This window comes from Candidatus Paceibacterota bacterium (assembly GCA_035583355.1).
Lineage (GTDB): Bacteria > Patescibacteriota > Minisyncoccia > Phycocordibacterales > UBA6899 > JAJZQJ01.
The window spans coordinates 51,096-76,582 of sequence record DATEZQ010000011.1; the positions used below are offsets into that span (position 1 = coordinate 51,096).

Annotated in this window: 25 protein-coding genes; 16 read left to right on the forward strand and 9 right to left on the reverse strand. The window is 48.3% G+C overall.

From position 1 onward, the window contains the following. The first annotated feature begins 83 nt into the window (after positions 1–83). Together VJ579_04365 and VJ579_04370 are read left to right on the forward strand one after the other, a co-directional pair. Positions 84–2,873, forward strand: a complete 2,790-nt coding sequence (locus VJ579_04365; GenBank protein ID HXK38271.1) for a hypothetical protein — start codon at positions 84–86, stop codon at positions 2,871–2,873. Positions 2,874–2,937: 64 nt separating this feature from the next. Next, positions 2,938–3,462, forward strand: a complete 525-nt coding sequence (locus VJ579_04370) for a DJ-1/PfpI family protein (protein HXK38272.1) — start codon at positions 2,938–2,940, stop codon at positions 3,460–3,462. A gap of 198 nt (positions 3,463–3,660) precedes the next feature. Here the strand turns inward: VJ579_04370 and VJ579_04375 are convergent, their stop codons facing one another. Continuing rightward, positions 3,661–3,951 (reverse strand): RNA-binding protein, encoded by a 291-nt coding sequence (locus tag VJ579_04375; protein ID HXK38273.1) that lies wholly within the window; start codon positions 3,949–3,951, stop codon positions 3,661–3,663. 183 nt (positions 3,952–4,134) lie between these two features. Next, positions 4,135–5,667 carry a DEAD/DEAH box helicase gene (locus VJ579_04380; protein HXK38274.1) on the reverse strand — a complete coding sequence of 511 codons (1,533 nt, stop codon included), beginning with the start codon at positions 5,665–5,667 and terminating at the stop codon, positions 4,135–4,137. A gap of 150 nt (positions 5,668–5,817) precedes the next feature. Here VJ579_04380 and VJ579_04385 point away from each other — a divergent pair, with 150 nt between their 5' ends. The 3 genes from VJ579_04385 to VJ579_04395 are packed head-to-tail and all read left to right on the forward strand — an operon-like array spanning position 5,818 to position 7,602. Beyond that, entirely contained in the window at positions 5,818–6,045 is a 228-nt protein-coding gene (locus tag VJ579_04385; protein ID HXK38275.1) for a DUF167 family protein, read from the forward strand. 50 nt (positions 6,046–6,095) lie between these two features. Beyond that, the gene (locus VJ579_04390; GenBank protein ID HXK38276.1) at positions 6,096–6,359 is read left to right on the forward strand and encodes a thioredoxin family protein; all 264 of its coding nucleotides are present in this window, start codon (positions 6,096–6,098) and stop codon (positions 6,357–6,359) included. A gap of 34 nt (positions 6,360–6,393) precedes the next feature. Beyond that, entirely contained in the window at positions 6,394–7,602 is a 1,209-nt protein-coding gene (locus VJ579_04395; protein ID HXK38277.1) for a hypothetical protein, read from the forward strand. 20 nt (positions 7,603–7,622) lie between these two features. On the opposite strand, the gene VJ579_04400 is transcribed toward VJ579_04395, so the two are convergent. Together VJ579_04400 and VJ579_04405 are read right to left on the reverse strand one after the other, a co-directional pair. Continuing rightward, positions 7,623–8,045: a hypothetical protein gene (locus tag VJ579_04400; protein HXK38278.1), complete on the reverse strand. Its 423-nt coding sequence runs from the start codon at positions 8,043–8,045 to the stop codon at positions 7,623–7,625. Then, on the reverse strand, positions 8,014–8,457 hold the full coding sequence (locus VJ579_04405; GenBank protein ID HXK38279.1) for an NUDIX hydrolase: 444 nt from the start codon (positions 8,455–8,457) through the stop codon (positions 8,014–8,016). Before VJ579_04405 ends, VJ579_04400 begins: the two co-directional genes overlap by 32 nt. Positions 8,458–8,583: 126 nt before the next feature. On the opposite strand from VJ579_04405, the gene VJ579_04410 reads away from it, so the two are divergent. Together VJ579_04410 and VJ579_04415 are read left to right on the forward strand one after the other, a co-directional pair. Then, positions 8,584–10,056, forward strand: coding sequence for a fibronectin type III domain-containing protein (locus VJ579_04410; GenBank protein ID HXK38280.1), 1,473 nt, complete (start codon positions 8,584–8,586; stop codon positions 10,054–10,056). A 286-nt stretch (positions 10,057–10,342) separates the two neighbouring features. Further along, complete coding sequence (locus VJ579_04415; GenBank protein ID HXK38281.1) at positions 10,343–10,774, forward strand: hypothetical protein; 432 nt, start codon at positions 10,343–10,345, stop codon at positions 10,772–10,774. 59 nt (positions 10,775–10,833) lie between these two features. On the opposite strand, the gene VJ579_04420 is transcribed toward VJ579_04415, so the two are convergent. After that, the gene (locus VJ579_04420) at positions 10,834–11,817 is read right to left on the reverse strand and encodes a hypothetical protein (protein HXK38282.1); all 984 of its coding nucleotides are present in this window, start codon (positions 11,815–11,817) and stop codon (positions 10,834–10,836) included. A 103-nt stretch (positions 11,818–11,920) separates the two neighbouring features. Here VJ579_04420 and VJ579_04425 point away from each other — a divergent pair, with 103 nt between their 5' ends. The 7 genes from VJ579_04425 (at position 11,921) to VJ579_04455 (ending at position 21,871) form a co-directional block, all read left to right on the forward strand. Next, the gene (locus VJ579_04425) at positions 11,921–13,249 is read left to right on the forward strand and encodes an ABC transporter ATP-binding protein (GenBank protein ID HXK38283.1); all 1,329 of its coding nucleotides are present in this window, start codon (positions 11,921–11,923) and stop codon (positions 13,247–13,249) included. 11 nt (positions 13,250–13,260) lie between these two features. Further along, entirely contained in the window at positions 13,261–14,469 is a 1,209-nt protein-coding gene (locus VJ579_04430) for an ABC transporter permease (GenBank protein HXK38284.1), read from the forward strand. Between the two features lie 342 nt (positions 14,470–14,811). Next, a complete protein-coding gene (locus VJ579_04435) occupies positions 14,812–16,710 on the forward strand; it encodes a hypothetical protein (protein ID HXK38285.1) in 1,899 nt (632 codons plus the stop codon). Between the two features lie 136 nt (positions 16,711–16,846). Then, positions 16,847–17,938 (forward strand): hypothetical protein, encoded by a 1,092-nt coding sequence (locus tag VJ579_04440; protein ID HXK38286.1) that lies wholly within the window; start codon positions 16,847–16,849, stop codon positions 17,936–17,938. A 2-nt stretch (positions 17,939–17,940) separates the two neighbouring features. After that, positions 17,941–19,134, forward strand: a complete 1,194-nt coding sequence (locus tag VJ579_04445; GenBank protein ID HXK38287.1) for a dockerin type I repeat-containing protein — start codon at positions 17,941–17,943, stop codon at positions 19,132–19,134. Positions 19,135–19,137: 3 nt separating this feature from the next. Next, entirely contained in the window at positions 19,138–20,133 is a 996-nt protein-coding gene (locus VJ579_04450; protein HXK38288.1) for a hypothetical protein, read from the forward strand. An 85-nt stretch (positions 20,134–20,218) separates the two neighbouring features. After that, a complete protein-coding gene (locus VJ579_04455; protein HXK38289.1) occupies positions 20,219–21,871 on the forward strand; it encodes a cohesin domain-containing protein in 1,653 nt (550 codons plus the stop codon). Between the two features lie 29 nt (positions 21,872–21,900). Here the strand turns inward: VJ579_04455 and VJ579_04460 are convergent, their stop codons facing one another. The 4 genes from VJ579_04460 to VJ579_04475 form a co-directional block, all read right to left on the reverse strand. Then, complete coding sequence (locus VJ579_04460; protein ID HXK38290.1) at positions 21,901–22,839, reverse strand: hypothetical protein; 939 nt, start codon at positions 22,837–22,839, stop codon at positions 21,901–21,903. Positions 22,840–22,874: 35 nt separating this feature from the next. Further along, positions 22,875–23,495, reverse strand: coding sequence for a hypothetical protein (locus VJ579_04465; GenBank protein HXK38291.1), 621 nt, complete (start codon positions 23,493–23,495; stop codon positions 22,875–22,877). Between the two features lie 83 nt (positions 23,496–23,578). Next, positions 23,579–23,962 (reverse strand): response regulator, encoded by a 384-nt coding sequence (locus VJ579_04470; GenBank protein ID HXK38292.1) that lies wholly within the window; start codon positions 23,960–23,962, stop codon positions 23,579–23,581. 9 nt (positions 23,963–23,971) lie between these two features. Continuing rightward, positions 23,972–24,349 carry a response regulator gene (locus VJ579_04475; GenBank protein ID HXK38293.1) on the reverse strand — a complete coding sequence of 126 codons (378 nt, stop codon included), beginning with the start codon at positions 24,347–24,349 and terminating at the stop codon, positions 23,972–23,974. Between the two features lie 110 nt (positions 24,350–24,459). Here VJ579_04475 and VJ579_04480 point away from each other — a divergent pair, with 110 nt between their 5' ends. Together VJ579_04480 and VJ579_04485 are read left to right on the forward strand one after the other, a co-directional pair. Continuing rightward, entirely contained in the window at positions 24,460–24,870 is a 411-nt protein-coding gene (locus VJ579_04480; GenBank protein ID HXK38294.1) for a thioredoxin domain-containing protein, read from the forward strand. A gap of 2 nt (positions 24,871–24,872) precedes the next feature. After that, positions 24,873–25,436: a disulfide bond formation protein B gene (locus tag VJ579_04485; protein ID HXK38295.1), complete on the forward strand. Its 564-nt coding sequence runs from the start codon at positions 24,873–24,875 to the stop codon at positions 25,434–25,436. The last annotated feature ends 51 nt before the right edge of the window (positions 25,437–25,487 follow it).

The window sequence follows — 25,487 nt, forward strand, 5'->3', positions numbered from 1 at the left end:
AAATACCACTACTATAAACATGACGTACAGGAAAGTGGAGAGTATGCTGTATATAGAGCAGTTCATTGTATAGGGAGGCCAATATGGCCACGCAAAAAAGCAAATCCCCGAAGAGCCCCTGGAACTCGCAGAAGCTGCATACGTTCATTCAGAAGGTCATCGATAGTGGTGGCCTCAATGTGACGGATGAAATTCCGACGAATCTCTTGCATGCCGCGATTGCGGAACGCGAGGATCTTGTTCGGCTTTTCACGAAGCAGTTTCCGTTTACGAAAACAGCGATTCAGGAACACCTCGGCAATCTTGTCTGGACGAAACAGCGGACGAAGTTGATCGAGGCGTATTACAAGAATGGTGAAACTGACGAAAAGATCGCCAAGCACTTCAGCTATCTTCCGCTTTCCATCCTCCGCGCGCGTATGCGCTGGATTCGAGGGAAGGGGATGCCAAAGACTCCGCCCCCGCGCGTGCACGGCTTGTTCCGTGTCATTCCCGATGGGCAGGTCGTCGAGGAGGTGAAGGTCGAAGCTTCGACGCTCGAAGAGCCGATCATCCTTTCTGACAAGGTCGAGGGCATCGTTCCTCTCCAGTCATTGATGTTCGGTTTGCCCTATGATCCGTGCATGACGCATCTTGTCCCTCGCTGTGCGATGGAAGTTGCGGAGCGCACGAATCATGCGGTCGTCATCGCAGGAGGACTCCTGCATCTTGATGTTCGCCAGGCGAGTGCCGCAACAGCGAATCGTATCGCGCGCATGAGTGCGCTCGATATCGATCCTGCGGTCTTCCCGACCGCGTACAAGAAGCGCGTCGAGCTCATTATGAAAGACGAGCCTGACACGCCGATCTTCACGACGTTCGCGGAAGACCTCGAGAATCTGCTTTCGGGCATTCGCAAGGTATTCCAGGATACGAGCAAGAAGGGTGCGGTTCCGCGCTTTACGGTGCCACTCTTCCTGATGCTCACTTCGGGTGAACGCGATCTCATCGATCGCTGTGCGCATTACGAAATTCGTTACAATGTGCTTCGCGAAGCGAAGCGCTTGAATGACGAACGTGCGCGCCTCAGTGCGCTCATGCGTGCTGACCCTGAGAACGAATCCTTTAAGGAGTCGCTCGAGGCCATCGACGACGAGATCAAGCGGACGCTGCAGACTTACGTGTCGAAAGACAACCGACGTCGTGCGTATGATCGCCTCTATAACTACATCGTGCAGGAATTGCTTTCGGCGATTCCAGGTTCGCGCTTTGTGGGGATGAATCAGGTCACGTTTTTCCACAAAGGGAAGACCTGGCGCATCAGCGAGGCTGGTCGTGACAAGAAGAGCGCGAAGTTGCTCGATCACGAAATGCGTAATCATCTGAACGGGCTCACCCTTACGGGCGGGCTTGCCGACGTGGAGATCATCGTCAATCGGTGGTCGCTGTATGGGGCGATGTCGCTCCTCAATGACACGAAGGCTGAACAGAAGCGTTTCGTGCAAGTGGTGGTGCCTCCTCCGACTTGTGATGTCGCGCACGTGCGCGCACATATGTTGAGGGAAGGGCTATTCGAAAATCGTACTCAGGCGGAGCGCTTCTTCAATGAGTCGCTCTTGGAGCCGGGTATGTTCACGCTCAGTTCTCGTGAGGGTCTCGTGCGCGTCGGCTGCTACAAGATTGCTGCGTTGCAGTATCAGGGCGGCATGCTTGCGTCGAGGCGCAAAGAGATTGAGGCGCGTAGGGAGCAGTACTTCACGTTCATGCTGACGAGCGATTTGCACGTCGGACATGCGTGGGAATGGCATGCGCGTTCACCGAAGAAGGGTTTGCTTGATATGACGAGTGCGATCTTTACTCTCCTTAGGGAGCATAACGGGATCGGTCGTATTCACTCGTATCTCATTCCTGACGATCTGGTGCATGGCGCGAATCATCCGTACCATCTGCAGCCACACGAGCAACGCTTGAGTGTGCATGCACTGGAAGCGATGCGCGCGAAGGAATTGGAAGAGGTGAAGACCACGCAGAGCACCAAAGAGCTTCGCAAGAAGCTCAAGGAGCGGTGGGACTTCTCGATTGACCAAGTGGTGAAGGGTGCGAGCTATCGTCCGGAAGAACAGTTCAGAAAGTTCATCTACATGACGCTCGTTCCCAATGCCGACATGCTTGGGAATATCGTGGCCACCTACTGCCAGTCGTCGGCGCGTTTCGTGCCGGCGAGTGAAGTCCTCAAGGTGCCAAAAGATTCTCGCGATCTTACCGTCATTGCCTTTGGCAACGGTAATCACTGGATGAATTCTGGTATCCGTGGTGAGAGCTTCATTTCGGAAAGTTTCATCGCCGCCGAAGTCCTCAAACCGCATCTGATGCAGTATGTCCCTCGGGACTACCATCATAAGTTGCTTGAGGAGTATTCTCCGCTCGTTGGAGCACCGCTCCATGGGCAGGATGCGCTCGGTTTGGCCCGGCTTAATCTGGGTCATAATGTCGAATATGGCGTCGCCTTGCGGGGGAGCCCTGCACGCTATGGTGCTGCGAATGGTTTCGGCCTTGCCGAGACTGCGCACAATGCCATCGAGCGTGGCAATTACAATGGTATCTTCCGCGGAGTGCAAATGACCGTCGAATTTTACGGTGATAAGCACAAGGCTGCCGCTATCTTCGCTCCGGGTTATCTCGGTGTGATGTCCGGCACTGCTGCGACTGAGGATCCCTTCAGTATTCATGGGTTCTCTCGTGTACACAATGCAGGCGTCTTCGCTTCGCTCTGCGCCGCAGGAAATGAATTTGGTCCCACCTTCGTCACGTATTGCCCCGCGCCGTGGCTGAAGGACTGCATCGAAAAAGAACGCGTGGTGGATTTCCGGAATATCCTTCCGAATCCTATGTAAACAATGCCCCCCCAAGTGGGGGCATTTTTTTGAGCAGTTTTGCTCATCGTGTTATACTATACTCATGGCAACTATAGCACTCATCATTGCAGAGGAAGGTTTTCAGACAAAGGAATATAATGATACGAAGCATATGCTCGAAAGCGCAGGGCATAAGGTTATCACTGTATCCGTGCATGGGGGAGTGGCAATCTCAAATATCAACGAGCACATTGCGGTCGATATGAGTCTTTCAGAGCTTCAGCTCGAAAGCATTGATGGTGTGTATTTGATTGGGGGTCCAGGTGCATTACGTGCTCTCGATAATCCTGAGATGTATAAATTCCTTGCATCGGTACGCGACCTTCCTGGGATGGCATATGGTTCTATCTGTGTATCGACGAGAGTGCTCGCAAAAGCACATGTACTTGAAGGTCAGAAGGCCACAGGATGGAATGGTGACCGACAACTCGGAGATATTCTTTCTGCAGGAGGTGCCACCTACATCCCACAACCAGTTGTCGAAGATGGCCGTGTTATCACCGCCGATGGTCCTATCTCTGCCGCAGGCTTCGGCACCGCTATAGCGAAGCGTTTCAAGACTTCATAATTTGGCGAACTTTATCTTGTTTCATCATGTGATTCGCTCACCGTATAACCCATACGCCTCGCTAGAATTCACATGACTCCAACAAGACAAATTTCATCCAAATTCTGAAGTCTCTCGTTTGAGATATGATGCTTTATGCTAATTTATTGTTTCAACAAAATTTAGGTAATAAAAATTCCCCTAGCGGGGAAATTTTTATTACCACTGCTGACGTGGGCGGAACTCGCGCTGTGGGCGATCCTCCTTTGGGCGAGCGATGTTCACCGTAAGACGGCGACCACCGAACTCCTTGTCATGAAACATGTCGATAGCTGCATTTGCCATCTCCTCAGTGTCCATCTCTACGAAACCGAATCCGCGTGAGCGGCGAGTTTCGCGATCTGTCACTATAGAAGCTGACGTTACAGTACCAGCAGCAGCGAACGCGTCCTTGAGCTCCGTATCTGTTGTAGAATATGGGAGACCACCGACGTAAAGCTTTATTGCCATAATACTCGGGAATTTACATTAAAAATCGTGACGACCTTCCCGAGATACTTAGGGCAGTTAGCCCTAGACGCACGAGAATCACACGAACTTCATTATAGTACACTATTCCTGGGGAATAGCAAGGATAGTAAATAACAGTGGAATATCCCATAAAAACAAAACAAGACCTTGCGGTCTTGTTTTTTAACGCCACTGCTTCCTCTCGGGGACGAAGGTGAGCGCATGTCCACTCTTGCTTGCACGACCAGTACGACCGATGCGGTGCACATAAGTGTCATAGTCATTTGGAAGGTCGTAGTTTACGACCATGGTGATATCGGCGATATCGATACCGCGAGCCGCAACATCAGTTGCAATGACCGCCTGCACTGTACCTGAGGCGAGTGCCTGCACAGCACGCTCACGCTCACGATTACGCATGTCTCCATGGAGTGCGAGTACACGGAATCCACGCTTATTGAGTGTCTCTGCAAGGCCATCAACGTGACGCTTCATTTCGCGGAAGATAAGTACCTTATTCGCATTGTCTCCATTCAAGATATCCGAGAGCTTCTCGATTTTGTCCGCTTCGTCACGTACGCGCACGATGTTCTGTTCCACTGCGCTTGCAGTGTCACGAGACTTGATTGCGATCGTTGTAGGATCCTTGAGGAACTTACGGCAAAGTGCACGAATCTCATCAGAGAATGTCGCTGAGAAGAAAAGACTCTGGCGATCCTCCGGCATTTCGCCGAGGATGAAGCGCATATCATCAATGAAACCCATGTCGAGCATACGGTCTGCCTCATCGAGGACGACCGACGTATAACCCTTCATGTTGATCTTTCCCTGGAGCATAAGGTCTTTGACACGACCTGGCGTACCGATGACCGCATGTACTCCTTGGCGAAGTTCACGGATCTGACGATAGATAGGAGCGCCGCCGACACACGTCACTGAGAAAAGATTCATTCCCTTTGTGAAGTCTTGGAAAGCATCCTCGATCTGCGTCGCGAGTTCGCGTGTAGGAGAGAGGACAAGGATTTTCTGATTAGGATTTGCAACGAGCTTGTTGATGAGGGGGATGAGGAATGCTGCGGTCTTTCCTGTTCCTGTTGCAGCAATACCGATGATGTCTTTGCCGGTAAGAACTACAGGGATAGCCTGGTCTTGAATTGCAGATGGCTTTACAAAACCCTTTGCCGCTAGATTTGCGGCAAGCTTCTCGTGAATTCCAAAGTCATTGAAGACATGCTTTGCATCATATGATTCCTGTTCGCTCTTCGTTGCCTTGTTGATGAAGCGTGCCTCATCGATGATATTCTTATTGAAGCCACGTCCGCGACCACCACCATTTCGCGATCCGCCGGAGCGAGAACCAAATGATGGACGCCCGAATGAGCGTGCGGGTGCACGGCTTGGTGCAGCTGATGCACCACGGTAACCACCACGAGTACTGTGCTCTGCGTGTGGCGTACGACCTGATGCTGGTGCTGCGGAGTGACCACGGTAACCACCGCGAGACTCATCACGTCCAAAAGAGCGCTCGCGCGTTGCGGGTGCTGCTGCATGACCACGATAGCCCCCTGTTTTTGGTGCTGTGCTGCGTGCGCGGCTGCGAGGAGATTCCTCTTGTGCGCGTTCGCTACGATTGCGATTACGTGAAGACTTTGGTGCCGAAGGATGCAGTGGGCGACCACTGCGCGGAGACTTTGCTCCGAATTTTTTGATACGCATTATGTATGTGATTTAATTCAATGTAAATCACGTTTTAAGCCCACTAAAGAGAATGGCTATGTAATGACGTACAGAGATGTTGGAAAGTTGCACTATATCATGTTCGTTCGTTCGTGTCAAGATAATCCATGCATCTGCTATAATGAACCAATGGAAATTCGCGTGAAGATAACTCCAAACGTAAAAAAGGAATCGGTGGAAGTGCTTCCTGACGGGCGTTATCATGTTGCTGTGAAAGCTGACCGCAAAGACGGGCTTGCAAACGATCGCATGAGAAGTTTATTGGCGGTACATTTCAATGTTCCCATCTCCTCCGTCAATCTTATTGCAGGACATACGAGCCCCACAAAGACTGTGAGGATTAATGGCATTAAATAGCATTGGGGACATAACCGCGCATGGCCTTTTTCTAATGCTATAATGGTCACATGAGTAAAATTGAAATGCAGGTACTTACCGCATCGGGTTGTACGCATTGTCATCATTTTTTGAAATTCTGGAATGCTGAGTCTGCATCCTGGGAAAACATAACGCTTCGTGAAATCGACATACTTGATAGAGAAGGGCAGCAGATGGTGGCGAAGCATCATATTTTTTCTCTTCCTGGTGTGGTGATACAGAATAGATTAATTTCGACGGGAGAAGTTGATGTTCCTCGTTTTCGTGAAGCATTGAGTGCGATCGCTGCTTAGAACTTTTTTACATACCATGCAACCTTTATACAGAATGCGCATCATCCCAGCGCTCAGCGTTATCCTGGTTTTCATTGCAGTACTTGCAATGATTTCTTGGGGTCTTTTTTCGCAGACAATATTTGGGGGTGGTATTTCGGTGACTAGTTTTGGATGGTATGTATATGCATTTGCTTCGGGCATATTTCTTCTTGGGTCTCCTGCGGTCTTTCCCTTTACGCTTACCGTGATTCCGATGGCGACGAAGCGCCGCCTCGGCAATGCCGTTGTGCTTTCATTTGCTTTTAGCATAGGTGTGCTGCTTATGCTTGTGGCTGTTGGTTTCTTCTCGGGGCTATTTGGATTGATTGGGTTCGATATGTTCTCACTAACGGTCCCCGTCACCTTGCGCGTAGGGATGCTTGTGCTCGGGGTTATAGCATACGTACTCGCACTTCCCGAAGTCGATCTTATGCACATTGTTCGTGGTCGGGTGGGGGACAAGGTGACCGCTATGCTCTCGGGTGAGCATCGGACGTTCAGTGCGTTTATTCTCGGAGTATTTCTCTCTATTGTTAATATTCATCCTGCGACTTTGTTGTTGCTTGGTGCAGTAATGCTTTCTGGTGATCCATTGCACGGCGCAGGGTTGCTACTCATGCATGCGATTGGAAGGATTATCCCACTGCTCATTGCGCTCACGATTGCAGCACTTGGGATTGATGTTTCTGAATGGATAAGCGAGCGCAAAGAACGAATGCGTATACTGCTGGGATGGGTCATCATTGGTGTTGCGGGTCTACTTATTGATGGTGCACTCACTGGATGGACAGAGTGGCTTAGGCTCGGATCCCCGATGCAACAATTTTTCCACGATCGTTTTGCCCTCGCGATCCTTTGGCTTGTTCCACTCTGGGTGCTCTATTTCATGGAATCGCGCCGCATCTATGGAAGCCCTCTCCTTGAATTAAAAGTGTACGAGCGAGCAATAGACCGTATGGAATATGAGCGTCGAGCGCTCATCCACACATTGCATTTTAGGGAGAGTGCAAATGAATTGTATATTGCAAAGATAGAGCGTCAGATGGATGTGCTCTTAAAGAAGCGTCGTATTATAGAGAGCGGGCTTCGACATTCCACAGAGGAGAGTTTGCGAGGAAAGGTGACCGAGCGTCTTGAGGAGCGCTTGCTCGTCATGCGTTTCGCGTTTACCGTGGCTGCCTCTTTGCTCGTGGTGACTGTACTTTCATTGTTTTCTATTTAAAAATCCCCGGGTGGGGATTTTTAAATGTATTGCGCATCAAGCTCATCATCGATAACTGCAGAATTCGCAAGTTCTTTTTTCTTGTAGAAGTCATGAACGATTTGACTTGCCGCATAAAGGTCGCCCATGGCAACACTTTCAATAAAGTCACTGTAGAGGTCAGGATTGCTCTGTGCAAGTTCGCTCTCAAACGCATCGCGAAATTCGTGATAATGCGTCGTGAGGGAAAGCATCGCATCTTTGTCACCCTGTATTGCGCGTTCGCGTTCTGCTTGTTGTGCCTCGGGTAGAGAGTCGACAAAATATGCAAAGCAGGCATCATTCTCTGCTCTAAACATTGCAGTATGTTCCGGGGGCAGGCTTGCTAGTTCGTCTCCAAAGATTGCCTGCGCAAGCAGTTCATGGTGCTCATTATTGATTGTCGGTGTTTGCTCTTGCTGCATACTTCAGAATAAGGGGAGCGCTCTTTTCAAAGAACTCCTTGTCTTTCGGGTGAGTAAGAAGCGCCGCTACATCATGTAGAGGGACCCAGCGCGCTTCTGGATTGGCAGGATCGTGAGGATTCAGTTTCTCAGCGTCAGTGCGGAAGAGATACATAGTGATCGTACGCAATTCATCAGGATCATCACTATTTAGCTTTGTGCGCATACGTTCATAGAAACCTAGTGGTGCCAGGAAATGCAGCTTCTCTGTAGGAATGCCTGTTTCTTCCCAAATCTCGCGGATAGCAGCATCTTTCGGCTCCTCTCCACGCTCAACATGCCCTTTGGGGAGTGACCAAGAGTTATTGTTTTGATTGACCACGACAACGCCAAAATTTGGGTTGTAAATTATACCTCCAGCAATGTGAATCATACGATTATAGTAGCATAGCTCAGCTATTCTGCATCCCCCGTGTGGGGTTAGCGTGCAGTGCAAGAAGTGGTGTAATACTTGTTCAATATTAAGCCCCACCTACATTTCATATGATATAATATCTTCGTGAACGCACACGTCACACACCACAAGCTCTTTTTTGTTGTGGGTGCTTTGGCACTCTTTTTTGGAATGCGTGCATTCGCTCAAGACGCAAATCCTCCACAGATTTCGAATATTCAAATTGGGGGTCTGACTGCAACAAGTGCGGTCATTACGTGGGATACAGACAAGCCTGCAGATTCACAGATTAATTATTGTCTTACAAAAGATTACGGTATTGCGCGAGATCCTGGTGCAGACAAAACGAAGCATACAGTTACACTGATGGAGCTTGATCCATCAACACTCTACCACTTACGCGTGGGTTCTCAGGACTCTAGCGGCAACCAAGCACTTTCCGGTGACTACACACTTATTACTAAGGGTGCGCTTACACTCAAGACCGAGCAACGGCTTTCACCTCAGGAAACTGCACATGTTGAGAAGGTGGTGCAGGAGATTCAGCAGATACAGACAACAGAGGCCTTAGAGATTGTTCAGAAAGAATTAACGAAGGTTACAAAGCAGGTGGCGAAGCCCCCGTATATTATGGGTCCTCCACGTATCGCGGAGATTGGTATGGATTATGCCATTGTTGCATGGGAGACGGACGATCCCGCATCTTCGATCATTGAGTATTCAAGAGAGAGTGAATATGACGTCGCTCGTCCTGATGCGTATAGTGCGCAGACTGAAGAGGGTGGTATGACGAAAGAGCACTCGGTGCGTATCGTTGGACTTGTCTCAGGTACAAACTATCACCTCCGTGCAGGATCGAAGAATTCTCTTAACCTTGTTGGATATTCGCGCGACGTTTCGTTTATGACGAAGTCACCGATTCCGACAGTGCAGAGCTTCCGTGTGATTAAGGCAGAAGCAGATAGTGCAACACTTGGTTGGAAGACGACTGTGCCTGCAGCGGGAATCGTTGAGTATACTGATATCAAAACGAAACAAGTACGCTCCGCTGGTTCGCCGGTGTTCGCATCGACGCAGGCAGTGAAGATCGCTGGTCTCAAGCTTGGCGCGCGCTATATGGCAGTCGTCAAAGCAGAAAATGCAGCAGGGGAGAAGGTGACGAGTGATCCGCTCTACTTCTCTACCGTGAAAGATACGACTCCACCAATCATCAGTAAGGTGACGAATGAATCGACGTTGTATCCTACCGCAGAGGCAAAGGTGCAGACTATCGTCTCATGGGCGACTGATGAACCGGCATATTGTACCTATCACTATCGTGCAGGTCTCAATCCAAGCGTAGAAGCAACGAACTTCGAGGAAGAGAAGGAGCCTCGAACGAATCATGTTGAGGTTATTATCGAGTTCATGCCTTCAACGGTCTACCAGTTTTGGATGACCTGTCGCGATCCTTCGAGAAATGCGTCTGAATCTGAGAAATTCGTTTTGTTCACTCCAAATAAGGAGAAGAGCATTATTGATATTATTCTCGAGAACTTCCAAGGTGCGTTCGGTTGGGTCAAGAATATCGGTAAGTAATAAAAAGAAAACCGCTCCGGCGGTTTCTTTTTATTACTTACCGATTTCTTGCCCACTACTAGCGGCCGCGGCCTTTTTGCTCGGACCAGTCTCACGCTTCGCTCTCGTCGTACCACATGTACGTCGTCGAGCTCCAGCGAGGCTGTTGCGAGCAAAAATTCGCGCGGTTTCATGGTGTTGGTTATATGTAAATGCATAATGCACAATTACAAAGTCAATTCACTTGCACGATATTTTGGGAGGAGTAATCTTATGTATAGAGAACCACTTTCCTAAGGAGGGAATCATGTTCAGTCGAATGTTCTTCCGCACGCTTTTCGTCACGCTCCTTGTACTCGTGCTGCTCCCTTTGGTGGGATGCAGGGAGCCCGTGTACTATGCGGACACTGGTCCGCCACCTGTCGTGTACACCGAGTATAATTATTTCGGTGTGCCGTATTACTACTGGTACTGGGGTGGCGTGCGCTATCATAGCTACCGTCATCCACATCGTCATCATCACAGACATTACCCGATACTGCCACCGCCACATGTGCGTAGGCCTGCTCCGCATCGTTCCGTCGTGACCGATCCTCCAACAAGGGGAAGAGAGCTGCGTCGGCCAGAACGTCAGCAGTCTGCACCTCCTCCTCGTCTGCAGCAACAGCGGCCAGCATCTCCGCCGGCGGGAAGACCACAGGGGCGCGATGTGCAGCGTCCACGCGAGAGACCGCGCTAGCTTTCTAAGGCACGCTACGCGTGCCTTTTTGTTGCAACAATAAAACCGCTTTCGCGGTTTTATTTCTTTGAAGATGCATCGGGGGTGAACGTGATCGAGAACGAAGTTTGTTCGTCTGTTGTTGTTGCAACAAGTTCTACTCCAAGAAGATCAGCAAGTGCGCGTGCGACATGTGGTCCGAGTGATGAGCTCGTCATTTCTCCGGTTGTCGGATTCTTGCTTACTCGCTCAAAAATGTCTTTGCGCATGTGCTCAGGCACTGGTGGTGCATTGTCAGCAATAATAATACGTGCCATTACTGCTTCTCCAGTGTTAAGAGTGAATGCGCGTAGGCTGATTGCATCTGAGGCACCACGTGTACGCTCGAGTGAGTAGGTGTAGAGTGACTGCAAGATATCAGCGAGGATGATGTGATCAGTGCTGATAATGATTGGCTCAGGGGGTGGGACGTACACAACTTGTGTTCCATGCGCCTTAGTGCGGCGTGCGGTGATTGTGAGTAGATTGTTGATGACCGCATTGATATCAGTTTGTGCGCGAGAGATGACAATCTCTTTGCGTTCAATACGCGCAAGGAGGGTCAGGTTGCGCACGACATCAAGGACATGGTCATTGCGATCTCGTATACGCATCAACGTTTGTTGCTCGAGCTTGCCAAGCAAGTCAAGAGAGGGTTCAAGTGTGCGAATGCCCCATTTGATCGCTGTGCTTGCCTCGGCGATATCTCTTGATGCGATATGGGTGTACTCGTTGCGTAATTCCTCCATTTCGTGCTGATGCTCACGGCCCTCCTCGATGCGTTCAATGTTTCGCTGTAGACGATTGATAATAAGGAAGAAAAGGAGGAGTAATGTTGCAGCAAGGCTTATCTCTACAACGAGAGCAAGATACGCATCATGCATGCGGTCAGTGAATCGGTGGACAATAAGGATGATCGCGACAGTGAGCGCGCCCAAAAATACACTCGCAAATGATGGACAGCGATAGAAGGGAATATTCAAGCGTTTACAGGACGAAAAAGCAGAAAGCTTAGAGGACTTCATTGGATATATTATACGTCTTCATATGCCCTCGGGCAAGTGGAAGAACAATTGGTTAGTTACTTCATGCTGGTACTGTAAAGGGAAGCCTTGGTACAATGTCACTATGGCAAAACCGATCGTATATATCGATCATGTTGAGATCACTTACAACCTCGGTCAAGAGAACGAGTTCAAGGCGAATAAAGGAACGACGCTCGAGGTGTTTGATCAAGAGTACATTATTTTATTTGGTCCCTCAGGATGTGGAAAGTCGACGCTGCTCTACTCTATTTTTGGCGTGCTCGCTCCGAGCGCGGGAAAGATGTATGTGAATGGTGAATCGATATACGACTACGCTCCAATGGACATGGTGTACTTCCAGCGCAAGACGATGGGAATCATGTACCAACAGTTTAATCTTATTCCATCAATTACTGTGCTCGATAATGTCGCACTCCCGTTGATCTTTGATGGTGTTGGTCCGCGCGAACGTGAAATCCGAGCAATGGAATTGTGTAAGCGTTTTACTGTAGATAAGGTTGTAGACAAGTTGCCGACTCACCTTTCGGGAGGTCAGCAGCAGCGTGTTTCTGCTGCACGTTCCCTAGTGAATGATCCGCAGATTCTTATCGCCGATGAGCCGGTTGGAAATCTCGACTCAGTGACCGCAGCAGCAGTCATGGCTACGCTCGATGAGATCAACCAACGCGACAAGAAGACAATTTTCCTTGTTACGCACGATGCAAAGCTGCTTCCTCGCGCACATCGCGTGGTCTATCTTGATGATGGAAGGGTGCTCAGGGTGGTGCCTAATCCCGAGAAGGAACAGATTGTGAAACTTGAGGCGGGATCCACAATCATAACGGAGATTGAGCAGGTGGCACGCATTTATCCTTATGATAGCCCAAGGGAGTTGCAGGCGAAGAGTTTGATCAACTTTCTTACCGAAGAGCTTTCATTCGATCAGATATTGAAGTTACAGAAATTGACGGAGCAGGTTATTGAGGGTCGTTTGGATTATCCACAGTACATGCAAATCTTGATGCGCAGCGAGCATGATGGAGGAATCGGTATTCCTGTTGCGCGCGCAGGCATTATGGTTGATCGACTAAAGCTCATCATTGAGCATGCACATGACGTCGAGCGCTATCGTCGAGCAACATCAAAAGATGGTTCGGAGACATATGTACGCAATACTGAATACGTCAATCGTATCGCTGAGTTTCTTGCCACACAGGCTGCACTCGCGCTCGATGATAAGGCGAAATTGATGTTTGAGGATATCATCAAGCAGCGTATAGGAGGATTTACGCGTAAGGAGGATTTCCTCGCACAAATTCAGATGAAAGTAGAAGATGGCGGTGTCGGAATGCATGCGAAGCAAGCATTTGACGTTACTCGATTGATAGAGAAATTGATTGCACTCGGTATTCAGCGTACTGCTCACCATTAAAATACATACTTATGAGATTACATGATATCGGAAAACTTTCGACGCGTATGTTCAAGACGAACCCTGCGCGTACATGGCTGACCATCGCGGGTATGGGCATCGGTACGGGGGCAGTCGTGACACTCGTTGCGCTTGGTTTTGGTATGCAGAATATCATTCTTGAGCAGATCGTCTTTGGTGAGACATTGCTCTCGCTCTCTGTGTCTGCGCCGCTGACGAGAGGTGTTCCGCTCAATGATGCGGCACTTGCAAGCTTCCGCTCCATGCCACACGTCAAAGATGTTGCAGGAATGGCGCAATTCCCAACACTCATTTCAATGAAGGGACTTACGGGAAATGCATTCGTCCAAGGTGTTGATCCTGCATACTATCGTTATACGGGAGCAAGTGCTGTTGCAGGAGAATTGCATACTGATAAGAACAAGAACGCGACGAGTGACGGCGTAGTGCTTACGAAAGCATTGCTCAAGCTATTTGAGATAAAGGAGCCGAAGGATGCAATTGGTCAAATTGTGACGTTCCGTGTACTTGTGCCTGTTGATGAGACAGGTGATATGCAGGAGGTACCTATCGAGCGTAACTATCGTGTCGTTGGCGTGTCTAATGACGATGCGTTCATATCAGCATTTATGCAGCTTACTGAGCTCCGCAACTATGTGCAGATTGCACAATATGAAAAGGCTCAGGTACGCGTAGTATCGAGCGAGTTTCTTCCAGCAACCACCGCGCTTGTTATTGCAAAAGGATTTATGGTGACCGCACTCAGCAAGACCGTCGATCAAGCAAACAAGATCTTTAGTGGTATCCAGGTCGTCCTTGCGGTCTTTGGTAGTATCGCGCTTGCGGTTTCTGCGATTGGTATGTTCAATACGATGACCGTTACATTGCTTGAGCGCACAAAAGAGATTGGTATCATGCGTACGCTTGGAGCTTCTGCTCAAGACATTAAGATTCTCTTCCTGTCTGAATCAGTCATCGTGGGCTTCCTTGGGGGTATCATGGGAATTGTCTTCGGACTAGTGATTGGAGGGACACTGAATGGGCTCGTTAATCTTGCGGCAGCAAGTTTCGGTGGGAAATCGATGTCACTATTTTCTTTTCCAATCCCATTCCTTGTATTCATTGCGACATTCTCAGCATTGGTGGGATTCATGACAGGAGTCTTCCCAGCAGTGCGTGCATCGAAGCTCTCTCCGCTTGATGCTATGAGGTACGGATAATTAAAAATACGGCTCTGCCGTATTTTTAATTATTCCTTAGCGTATTGTGAGCCGCGGTTATTTTGTCAGGATCGCTCGCTTTTCGCCCTCGCCGTACCATCGTACGTCGTCGGGCTCCAAAGCTGAGCGCTGCTGACAAAATTCCGCGCGGTTTCATATATCGAGGGTGAGTGGCTTCGAAGCTAATGCAAAATTCACATTCGAAGACTCATAAAATGCATGGCGGGGGAGTCATGGTTGGGAAATAGCAAGTAAGAAAAGACTTTTTGAGGAGTCGACTGTGGATAAGATGCAAGCTAATTGCACTTGTATGGTGTATAATAATGTTAATAATCTGCATATATGGACGGGAAATTATTTCATTGGGGGACAGCAGGTAAGATTACGGTAGCAACCGGAATTTTTGCTTTGCTCACACTTATCGCGGTGTCGACCGTTGGTGTATTTAGTATGCAAGCTTCAGCGGGTGGCACTGGTGCAGCAACCTCAACAGTGAAGGTGCTCAACACTCCTCCTCGTTTTAATGCAGCTCCTCGCGAAGTTGTTATTTCAGCAACGACAACACCAACGCTTAACGGCTCAGTTGTTGTCTGGTCAGCAGATGCATATGACAGCTCAAGCAATAACATTTATTTGCTCATCTGTAGGACAAATGGAGCTCCAACTGCAACTACCTCTGCACAGCCTGTTTGTGCTGGCGGCGCAGGCAATAACCTTGCAGTCACAAGCGGTACTCCTCCAGCGCCAGTCTATCCAGCAACTGCAATAGTGTATGCGACTTCAAGTCCAATTACAGATAATGTAAATGAGACGATACAATGGTATGCATTCGTTTGCGATGATGTCGTAGGCTTGCCTAAGTGCTCAAAGGTAACTGATCCATTGATTCAGGGTGCTCTCCCAAATCCTGAGGCCTCACCACTTGTTATCAATCATCCTCATACATTTAGCTTAATAACAAATAACGGACCAAGAGATCCAGGTCAGGCAATTACCTTCACTGCTTCGTCAACTGAGGTTACGCATCAGGACACCATCAATGGCCCTGACCTTGCAACGCTCTTTCTCTGTAAGGCACCTGACTTCACCGGAAGTGATTGTGGGCCAGGAGGTAAATGGGCTTCATCGACCGTAGCCGTACAGACTAATCCGACTGCAGGGTGGACATTTACTATTCCAATGGTAAATGGTGCGACGACAACCTATCCATATATTCTCGACAGTCGCCAGCAGCAGGCAATAGGTGCAGCGCAGGGTTCCTCGACGACCTTTACGGTCAATAATGTTGCGCCAACAATCGTTCCTGGTACTATCGCGCTTATCGATCAATTCGCAAGTACATCGCTCAAGCTCGTCGTTGAGAAGGGTGAGACACCAAACTTCAAGCTCTCATTCCAGGTTCAGGATAATAACTCCTGCAAGACCGCAGCGGGTGGCAATCAAGCATCTAGCACAGCGATTACGGTCTACCGTAGTGGTTATGCAGATGCGTCATGTAATGGGCTCGCAAATGGCCAGCACAACTACAACAGCTGCTATTCAAGCGCCGATGCAAGTGCAACATGGAATGTAACTTGTGCACCTGATCCAACATATATGTCAGACACTTGTGCAGGAACTGGTGACACAACAGTGGCTTGGTCTTGTTCTTTCCCACTATGGTACACAACGGATCCTACAGACTTTGGTTCACCATGGTCAGGAGAGCAGATGAAGGTAAATATCATTCCTATGGATAGCTCAGGAGCTACAACCTCAAACTTGAGATTGACTGGTTCTGAGATGAATATTCTTTCTGCGCTCGGTCTCACTGCAAATACCTTTAGTTTCGGTGGTTGGGAGCCTGGTCAAGGAAATACGAATCTCGGTGTTGACGATTTAGGCGCAACGACTTCGTTGCTCCAAATTCAAGCAACGGGTAACGCATCCCTTGATACGAATATTTCGGGTACAGACATGTGTGTAGGCTATCCAGCATGTTCAGGATTGCCTGGTGACACGATTCCTGCGGGTCAGGAGCGTTATGCGACGAGCACCGTGCTTTATGCAAGTGGTATTACGCTCGCAACAACAACACCAAAATTCTTTGATTTCAATATTCTTAAGTCAACTTCAACCTCAACGCCAAGTATGGGTACACTCTACTGGGGTATAACCGTGCCTGCAGCAATTACCGTTTCGGGTGACTATAAGGGTCAAAATGCAATTGATGCAGTGGTGAATGCCTCTGCCATCTGGTAACAAAAAACCGCTTCGGCGGTTTTTTTGTTCCATGGCTTGGTTGCAGGTGTAATTGCAATTTTGTAATCACATCTTATACACATTCTGTGAGTAGCGTTGTCTGTTAAAGGATGATAAAATACACACAAGCACACACATGCAACGCCGAGCAATCTTTTTTATTGCGGGAGCTTTGTTATCTTGGCTGATGCAGACGAATGTCGCGTTAGCTGGTTTTGGTATTACACCTCCATATGTCCATAATGAAACACTTCGTCCGGGAAGTGATTTCACACAGGAGATCATCGTCGTTCGCTCGGATCCAACTGAGGATCTCAATGCAGAGCTTACGGTGAATACACCTGGTTTTGAATCTTGGATCTCAAGCGATCGCGGCATGAAGTTCTTGCTGCCAAAGGGTGAGAGTCAGGTACGTCTGAAGATCGCGGTACATGTTCCTGATAATGCAAAGTTGGGTGACTATCGTGGAAGCATTCGCATACGCACTGCAGGAACCGGAGAACCTGGGTCAGGTATCTCTCTGGTGCTTGGTGCGCAGATTGATGTCTTGCTCAAAGTCCGCGATCAGATTTTCGACTTTGAAGTGAGGCGTGTTGAAATCTTCGATGCCGAGGAGGGTCACAAAGTCTTGTGGTTGAACTATCCAGGTAAGGTGACCTTCGCGATGCAGCTTGAAAACACGGGTAATATTCCCGCTGCTCCATATAAGATTCGTTTTGAAATCTACGATATTACCGGAAGGCAACTCTTGGAGACTACAGAGAATACCAATAATATTAAAGAAATCCTCCCGTTTGCTTCTCAGCGCGTCGAAGCCTACCTTCCTACATTCCTTCCTACGGGGTCTTACCGTGTGAAGTACAATGTTATGAAGGAAAAGGATTCTTCTGCACAGGTGGGGGAACTGACGCTTTCGGTGTTTCCAAATGGAACCATTGCAGGGTATAAGCCATATGGCTTTGAAGGACTTTCTATTGCAGATAAATTGACCCTCATTCTTCCTGTTGTTACAGTCAGTCTTGCAATTATTGCACCAGTACTTGGACGTAAGAAGCGCCGCGCACGCCGCGCACGTGAGGAAGCTAAGGCAGGAGCTGCGCCAGTGCGGGGTGGTATGGGTGTCACCTCATCAACAGCGCGTATGCGCTCACAGGCCCCTGCAGCACCCGCACGCCGTGTTGCAGCACCTTCCTCTGGTGGCGATGTGGTGAATCTCAAAAAACGATAATCATGAACGGATGGAATACTAAAATGCGTTATGCTCCTTTCTCGGTACGTAATATGGAGCGTATCGCATTTTTAGTTGCCGGACTTGTGTTTGTGTTAATAACAAATACGCATAACGTAGCAGCGGAAGTCGGCAGTGTAGTTGCAACATCCACGGTAGCGATTTCGATTTGTAATAATGGAATTGTCGATAGTGGTGAGACCTGTGATTTCGGGCTCGGGCTAAATGATGGAGAATATTCTTCGACCACTGCGGGTCGTCACTGTGCAACAAACTGTCGTTCTTGGGGCCCATATTGCGGTGACGGTATTCTTAAGGCATTTTATGGTGAAGAGTGTGTCCCTGATGGAAATAATTTTTGCACAGATCAGTGTAAGCAGAAGGAGCCACCCGTGTCTTCAACTACTCCTCCCGCTCCGCCTCCTACTCCGTCGGGAAACGGTGGTGGGTCCGGTGCAGTGCCTATGCGCGCACAGACACAAGTTGTGTTTGCAGGGAAGGCATACCCCAATACTCGTGTGCAGATTCTTAAAGATGGAGTGTTGCTCGGCATCGCTCAGGCTGATGGTAATGCGGACTTTTCCTATAACGTAACGAATGCAACTCCTGGCCCAACGACGTTTGGCTTCTGGGCTGAGGACAACAAGAAGATACGATCAATTACATACACGACGACATTTCAGGTGACTCAAAATGCAGTGACAAACGTTGGTAATGTATTTCTCCCTCCAACGATTCGCGCACTCATCGCGAAGGTATCTCCGGGTACGAATATAATTCTTGACGGCACTACTGCTCCAAGAGCACGTGTACAACTACTCCTAGATAAATCAAGTGCACCGGTACATACTGCAAATTCAAAAGATAATGGTGAGTGGGATGCAAGTTTGCCAACAGGGGGTATGTCTCCCGAAAACTATCATCAAATATTGCCTTTCCTTGAGCTGATTGGCGCAAGTGGTACTGTTCCGCAAAAGAGTGGCAATGGTACTTCACTCAATGTGTTTGTCGGTAATAGTAACGTGTCAGACCGTACAGGCAATGGTGACATCAATGGTGATGGTAAGGTGAACATTCTCGATTTCTCTATGCTCTTGTTTCGTTTTGGTGGTGCCGATCCAGCGGGTGATCTCAATCATGATGGTAAAGTAAATATCGCCGATCTTTCTATTATGCTCTTTAATTGGACTGCATAAACTATGAAAAAAATAATCCTAACCCTACTTCTTGGTTTTCTTCCTGTGGTCGCAAGTGCAGCTACGCTGCGCTTTGACCCAGTGGTCCGTCCTTCCGCACCAGGGGATGTGTTCATTGCGACCATGCGCGTTGATGTGAATGGAGGGGAGTGTGTGAATGCCGCCACTGTTGGTGTCGCATATCCTACACATTTGCTCACACTCAATGCAGTTTCTCGAGGTGAGTCAATCTTCTCACTTTGGCTCGAGCAAAAAATTGACAAAGAAAAAGGCGAAGTACATTTTGTTGCAGGAATTCCTGGTGGGTATTGCGGTCGCGCAGTAGGTGATCCTGGACAATCAAACGTTGTTGCAAAAATTGTATTTCAATACAAGGGGCAATCCTCTGCTGATGTCGCCGCGATTACTTTTCTCCCCGAGACTGAAGTAGATCTCAATGACGGTCGCGGAACCCGTGCTGAGCTTGCAACAATACCTTTATCGGTGCAATATGCATCGGAATCTACATCACATAATGAATGGCTCAGTGTTGTTCGTGAGGATACGTTTCCACCAGAGGAATTCATTCCTCAGATTTACAGAGATAATGAGGCTCAAAAGTCCCCATTCTATCTGATGTTTGATGCAACAGATAAGCAGAGTGGTATTGAGCATTATGAAGTGACTGAAGAGGATCCAAATAGTTTTGGATTCCGTTTGGGAAGTCGAGTAAAGGCTAAGCCAGCCCCCGTAACAAGCCCATATCTCTTGCAGGACCAGACATTAAGTAGTCGTATTGTAGTTCGCGCTTATGATCATGCAGGGAATATGCAGGAGTCTATCGTTCCACCAAAGAATTATCGTTCCCTCCTTGATTCATTTGCGCTAAATGACTACCTTATACCATTCCTACTTGTGATTGCATGTGGCGTTGCCGTGTTCATGAGTTTTTATCACTACCGAAAGAGTAGTGATGAAGCTCCTACAGATGATGAACATGACGATCCCCAGGTCCCATAGAACCACTAATTATAGTGGTTTTTTAATTTGCAAATTGGGGGAACTATTCACACTTGTTCTGTGCATGTCGTGCTATAATATATGCATGTACACACGTGCACGGAAAACTGTAATTGCAGCGCTCTTTTCGGTTGCGCTTTTTCCGTGTGTTGTCTTCGCCTCGAGTACGCTCTCGCTTTCTCCTGCTTCAGGGAGTTATCCTGTTGACGAGGTAATTCCAGTGCGTGTTTTGGTGCAGTCACCTGAGAAGCTTGCTGCGGTGGAGGCGACGCTTGAGTTTGATCCAAAATTGCTCGGCCTAGAAATTATTTCAACATCTCAGGACGTATCATGGGTAGTTACACCGAATGTTGATGGTGGTGTATTGCGCTACTCAGGGATGGTCAAGAAAGATGCACCAACTACACTAGAGCTGATGACACTCAACGTGCATGCATTGCGCCCGGGAAAGCCAGAGCTTAGATTCACTTCAGGCGCCTCTACCGTTGCCGCTGATGGTTCTGGAGGGAATACGCTTGGGCATATCACTCAAGCAAGTTTTGATATTGCGCCAAAAGAAGGTTTTGCTCCCGGAGTAACTTCTGCAGATGGGGCAGGTGAAGTTCTTGGTGCAAGCGATGGGTCTACTCTTACCGTGACTGCAAAGGAGATTACTGATGAATCCTTATGGTATCCACTACATGATATCACTATGTCTTGGACGTTGCCCCGTGAGGTTAAAGACGTGCGCATTGGACTTTCGCGAAAGGCAGAAGATACAGGATATAAGAGTGTTACGTCGGGTACGACAACGCGCTTCGTGACGGATCTTGAAGAAGGTGAATGGTATTTCCATCTGACACCTGAAGGTGGCGAACTTAAAGATTCTGTACACTTCCGAATTGCGATTGATCATTCTGCTCCAATACTGAGCACGACGACTGAAGTCGTGCGCGATGACAGTCATGATCCAAATATTGCGTATAGTGTAAGTGCAAGTGACGTGGTCTCGGGAGTCGCATACTACGAGTTCACGATCGATGCAGGCCGCGGAGAGCGCTGGACTGATGATGGGTCAGGGATATATCGTTTCCGCTCACCTGTATTCGGAGCACACGACCTTACTATTGCCGCTGTTGATAAGGCGGGAAATCGTAGTGAGTCAAAGGTGCGTTATGAGGTAACACCACTTGATAAGCCAGTTGTGCGTGCAAAGAGTGATAAGTTCGCAGAAGCTAGTCCCGTTGTCGCAGAGCTACAGGGTCTTCCTGGAGCGAGCGCACATGTGGTTTTCGAGGGTGGTGCTGTACATCATGAAGATACAATAGCGCTTGATTCCTCTGGAAAGGGTACCTATACACTCAAGGAGAGTATTCTTCCTGGCAACTATATGCTTTCGGTTGTACAGACGCTTGAGAATGGTGCTTCATCAGATGTTCCTGTGCGTGTTGACATTGAAATCACGACTTCAGTGATTGGTTACCTGGGAAGGAATCCTGCATTATCAATCGCTCTCATTCCACTCTTGCTTATTGCGCTTGTTATTGGAGGCTGGCGCATAGGGAAGATATTCCTTGCTTATCAGCAAAAGGGCTATGGAGGAAATGTTCCGCAACTCGCTCTTCCTGCTCCGCGCGCTGATCGAGATGTACAACGATCGAATGTGGTTCGTCCCGTGCAGACTGCTCCACTTGAGTTACGCAGAGTGGTTCGCGTGCAAGCGCCGGGTGCAGTAATTGATTTGCGAAGGAGAGAATAAAAACACTTCACTAATGTGAAGTGTTTTTCTTAATTTTCTGATTTATGAACCTCTGCTTCAATTTCTCGCGCATCGACTACCTCTTCCTTGGGATGTGCTTTGTCGAATGCCATGTAGTTCTGATATATGACATACATATAAGCGAGCATCATTGGGGAAAGAACAATCTTTGCAATAATTGCTCCTAGGCCGGGAAGAATCGATGAGGCAACGACCGATACGCAATAGGCGAGCACTCCTCCTGAGAGAATGCGCCAGAAAGTCTTCCACCAGCGACCGTGCACAAGTGTGAGGCTCGAGAGGAGCGCAGCTTTGCCTCGTGACCCATGCACAACATAAGCAAGTGATGCAAATGAGAGATAGACCGAGAAGATCAGTCCGGGGATGAAGAATACGATAAATCCTGCCAAAGTGATAAGAGTTGTAAGTATACCAATCAGGAAGAATCCAGGAAGTCGCTCCCACGCGCGCTTAAATGCATGACGCACGGTCATTTCTCCTTCATGCGCTACGATCGTATAGAGCGCAAGCGTTCCCCAGAGTGAAACGATGATAAGCGAGAGGAGGCCGATCGTCGAGTGAAGTATGAGAATCGGGAGGACCGAACTACTTGTGAAATCATTGAAGGTGAAACGCAGTACGAATACGTCGTAGATGATTGGAGCCACGAATAACGCAATCGTGAGCAACACTGCAAGCATCGTTGCGAATGAGCAAAGCATGTATGCCTTTGCGTTTTTCATGAAGAGATTCCAAGCCGCAGGAACGAGCTCTCCAACAGTGAGTAACTTTGTGCTCAGATCGAGCTCACTCGAAGTGGGTCTTGGCGGATTTACTTCTTCTTCGAATGATTTCGCAATCAAGTCTTCGCGCCAGTGCTTCTCGCGCAATGCTATTTTTATGTTCTCATCAGACACACCGCTGAGTCGCTGGGTGGTAACAAAGTTTTTGAGTTGATCAAATGACATATGATTATGAAGATGAATTGATAAGTGGTCAGAGTTTACTTAAGCTGATCATAGTAATCGAGAATCATGGAAACGTCTTTGAAATCGATGTTTTTGTCACCATTGATATCATAGATCGTATTATACCGCTTGCCCATTGCCATGACGACTTGTGCGACATCGCGGGCAGTGACATGACGATCATTATCTATGTCAGGGCTCGCGAAACCTTTTTGTCTTGGGAAGATGCGTATTCCGCCAGTGATTTCAAGTACGTTATCTCCTCTACCGTTATTCGCGAGGAGTGTTGCGTCGTCGATGGTGAGTTGGATGGGGATAGCTTTGTTCGCGTAGAAAATCGCTCGCAAAATATTTCCTTCTTGTTTGCCGCTTACCAATGAGGGTTTAATGATGCCTCCACTCCATGTGATCGCACCATTACTATTACTCCATTCGGGAGTAGCTCCCCAAAGGTCAATTACACTCCTCGATGTATCAATACGATCGACGGTGAGGTATTGCGCGGGGAAGTGGATGGTTCCATCAGTTGCATTGACTGCAACATTACTCCGTAAGTTTAATTCGATGGAGAAAGGACTTCCGATCTCAGGGAAATAGGAGACCGGTTTCAGGAAAAGTACGTTGCCGGGCGGAACCTCTCCTCGCGAGATAAGCAAAAAAAGTATCGGTACCGATAGGATAGCCTTTCTATGATGCTTTTTTATGACGCTAAACATTATTGCTATGAAGTCAGGTGATACTACTTCTTGAGGTGAGTTTTGATGCGCGCGATAATATCCTCGAGGCCCCAGTCACTCTTGATTAAAAATTCGGTTGCTCCGAATCCTGCGATAGTGGCGATAGTGGTTGCATCCGCAGAGTTGGTAACTGCCATTACGAAAACGTTCTTACCCCATTCGTCTGCTTGGCGCATTTTGCCGAGCATTGTGATGCCATCCATGCGCGGCATGAATATATCGAGTAGGATGAGTGCGGGGTGATGGAGTTGTGCGAGGCTCAACCCCTTTTCTCCATCCTCTGCAGCAAGTACATCAAAACCTTCTTCTGTAAGCCGGTCGGTGAGTACTTGGCGTAACGCATGATCGTCTTCAACGACGAGTATTTTTGGTTTTCGTGTTTCCATGTTGGTAAGTTATTTTTTGAGGGATCCTTTGATCTTTTCAGCCACTGCATCGATCGGTGTCTCTGCTTTGTTGATATAGTCAGTGGCCCCGATTGTTCTCAGTTGGGTGATAAGTTCAGGGTCTCGTTGATTTGAGAGTACATAGCAGGGTACTCGTGCTCCCCAAGGACCACTTTCGCGGAGTCTTTTAATAAAAGTCGTGCCGTCCATTGGGTACATGACAATGTCAGTAGTAATTACATCGGGCTTTTCTTTTTGTGCGATGAGGAGCGCTTCCTCTCCTGTTCCTGCTTCAAAAACGGTGAATCCAATCAAGGAGAATTTCTGTGCAAGCATACCGCGAATCGGACCTTCGTCCTCAAGAATGAGTATTTTAGGAGACTCCATAATTGCTTATATTATAGCACATTTTGCTGAATGGTGGCTTTGTGGATGTCTTTGGGCTTTACTCTATTTATGCTATGCTATGCAAATACAAGCATAAAATGCATACGGATATGAAAGAACAAAAATGGATTATAGGTATTGTTGTCGGACTGCTTGCTGCAGCTGGAATATTTTTCTCACTCTCACGTAGCGTGACTCCTCCTACAGAGGCACAGCTTGCTGCCACCGCAGAGGATGCAGCTTTTGGTCAATTTCTTAAGGAGAGCGGTGTTATTTTCTATGGCGCATTTTGGTGCCCACACTGCCAGCGCATGAAGAAGGACCTGGGTGAGGCAATTTGGAAGCCTATCTATGTCGAATGTTCTACACCAGATGGCAAGGATGAAACGCAGCAGTGTAAGGATGCAAAGATCGACTCATTTCCGACGGTTGTTTTTAAGGATGGCACTCGTCAGTCAGGGGAGATGACTCGCGAAGAGTTGGTAAAGCGTTCGGGCTATATAGCTCCCGCGGTGAAATAATTATGGATTGGGGCAATTTCATGACGGTTGCATTTGCGATCGCCACCTTGTTTGGCAATATCTTCATCGTGGCAGTCGTGGTGCTTTTTGTGGTACGCCGTCCAATGCTCCCGAGGGTCACAGCATTTTTGGTAGAGAATGCACTCCTCTTTGCATTCGGACTTGCTGCAGCGTCTATGGTCGGGAGTCTTGTGTATTCAGAAGTCGTTGGGTATCCCGCATGTATTCTTTGTTGGATCCAGCGAGGGTTTATGTACCCACTCGTTCCTATCCTCGCTCTCGGGATGTGGGCAAGGAAGCGTATATTCATATGGATGACGCTTGCATTATCTGTCCTAGGGGGTTCGGTTGCACTCTATCAATGGATAAAGGATATGATTGCGCTGTATGCTCCGAATTTCGTAAAGCTCGGATGTCCATACGTTGCAGGATTGCCGTCATGCGACCGCATCTATACTCTTGAGTTTGGTTATGTCACAATTGCGATGCTTTCTTTGAATGCATTTCTTCTCATCGTTATCGCTTGTGTGGTATCGCTCAAGAAGAAGTCTGAGGGTGTAGTATAAAAACAGGCCTATGCCTGTTTTTTTGTTTTTATGTGAGTTTTTGCTATACTG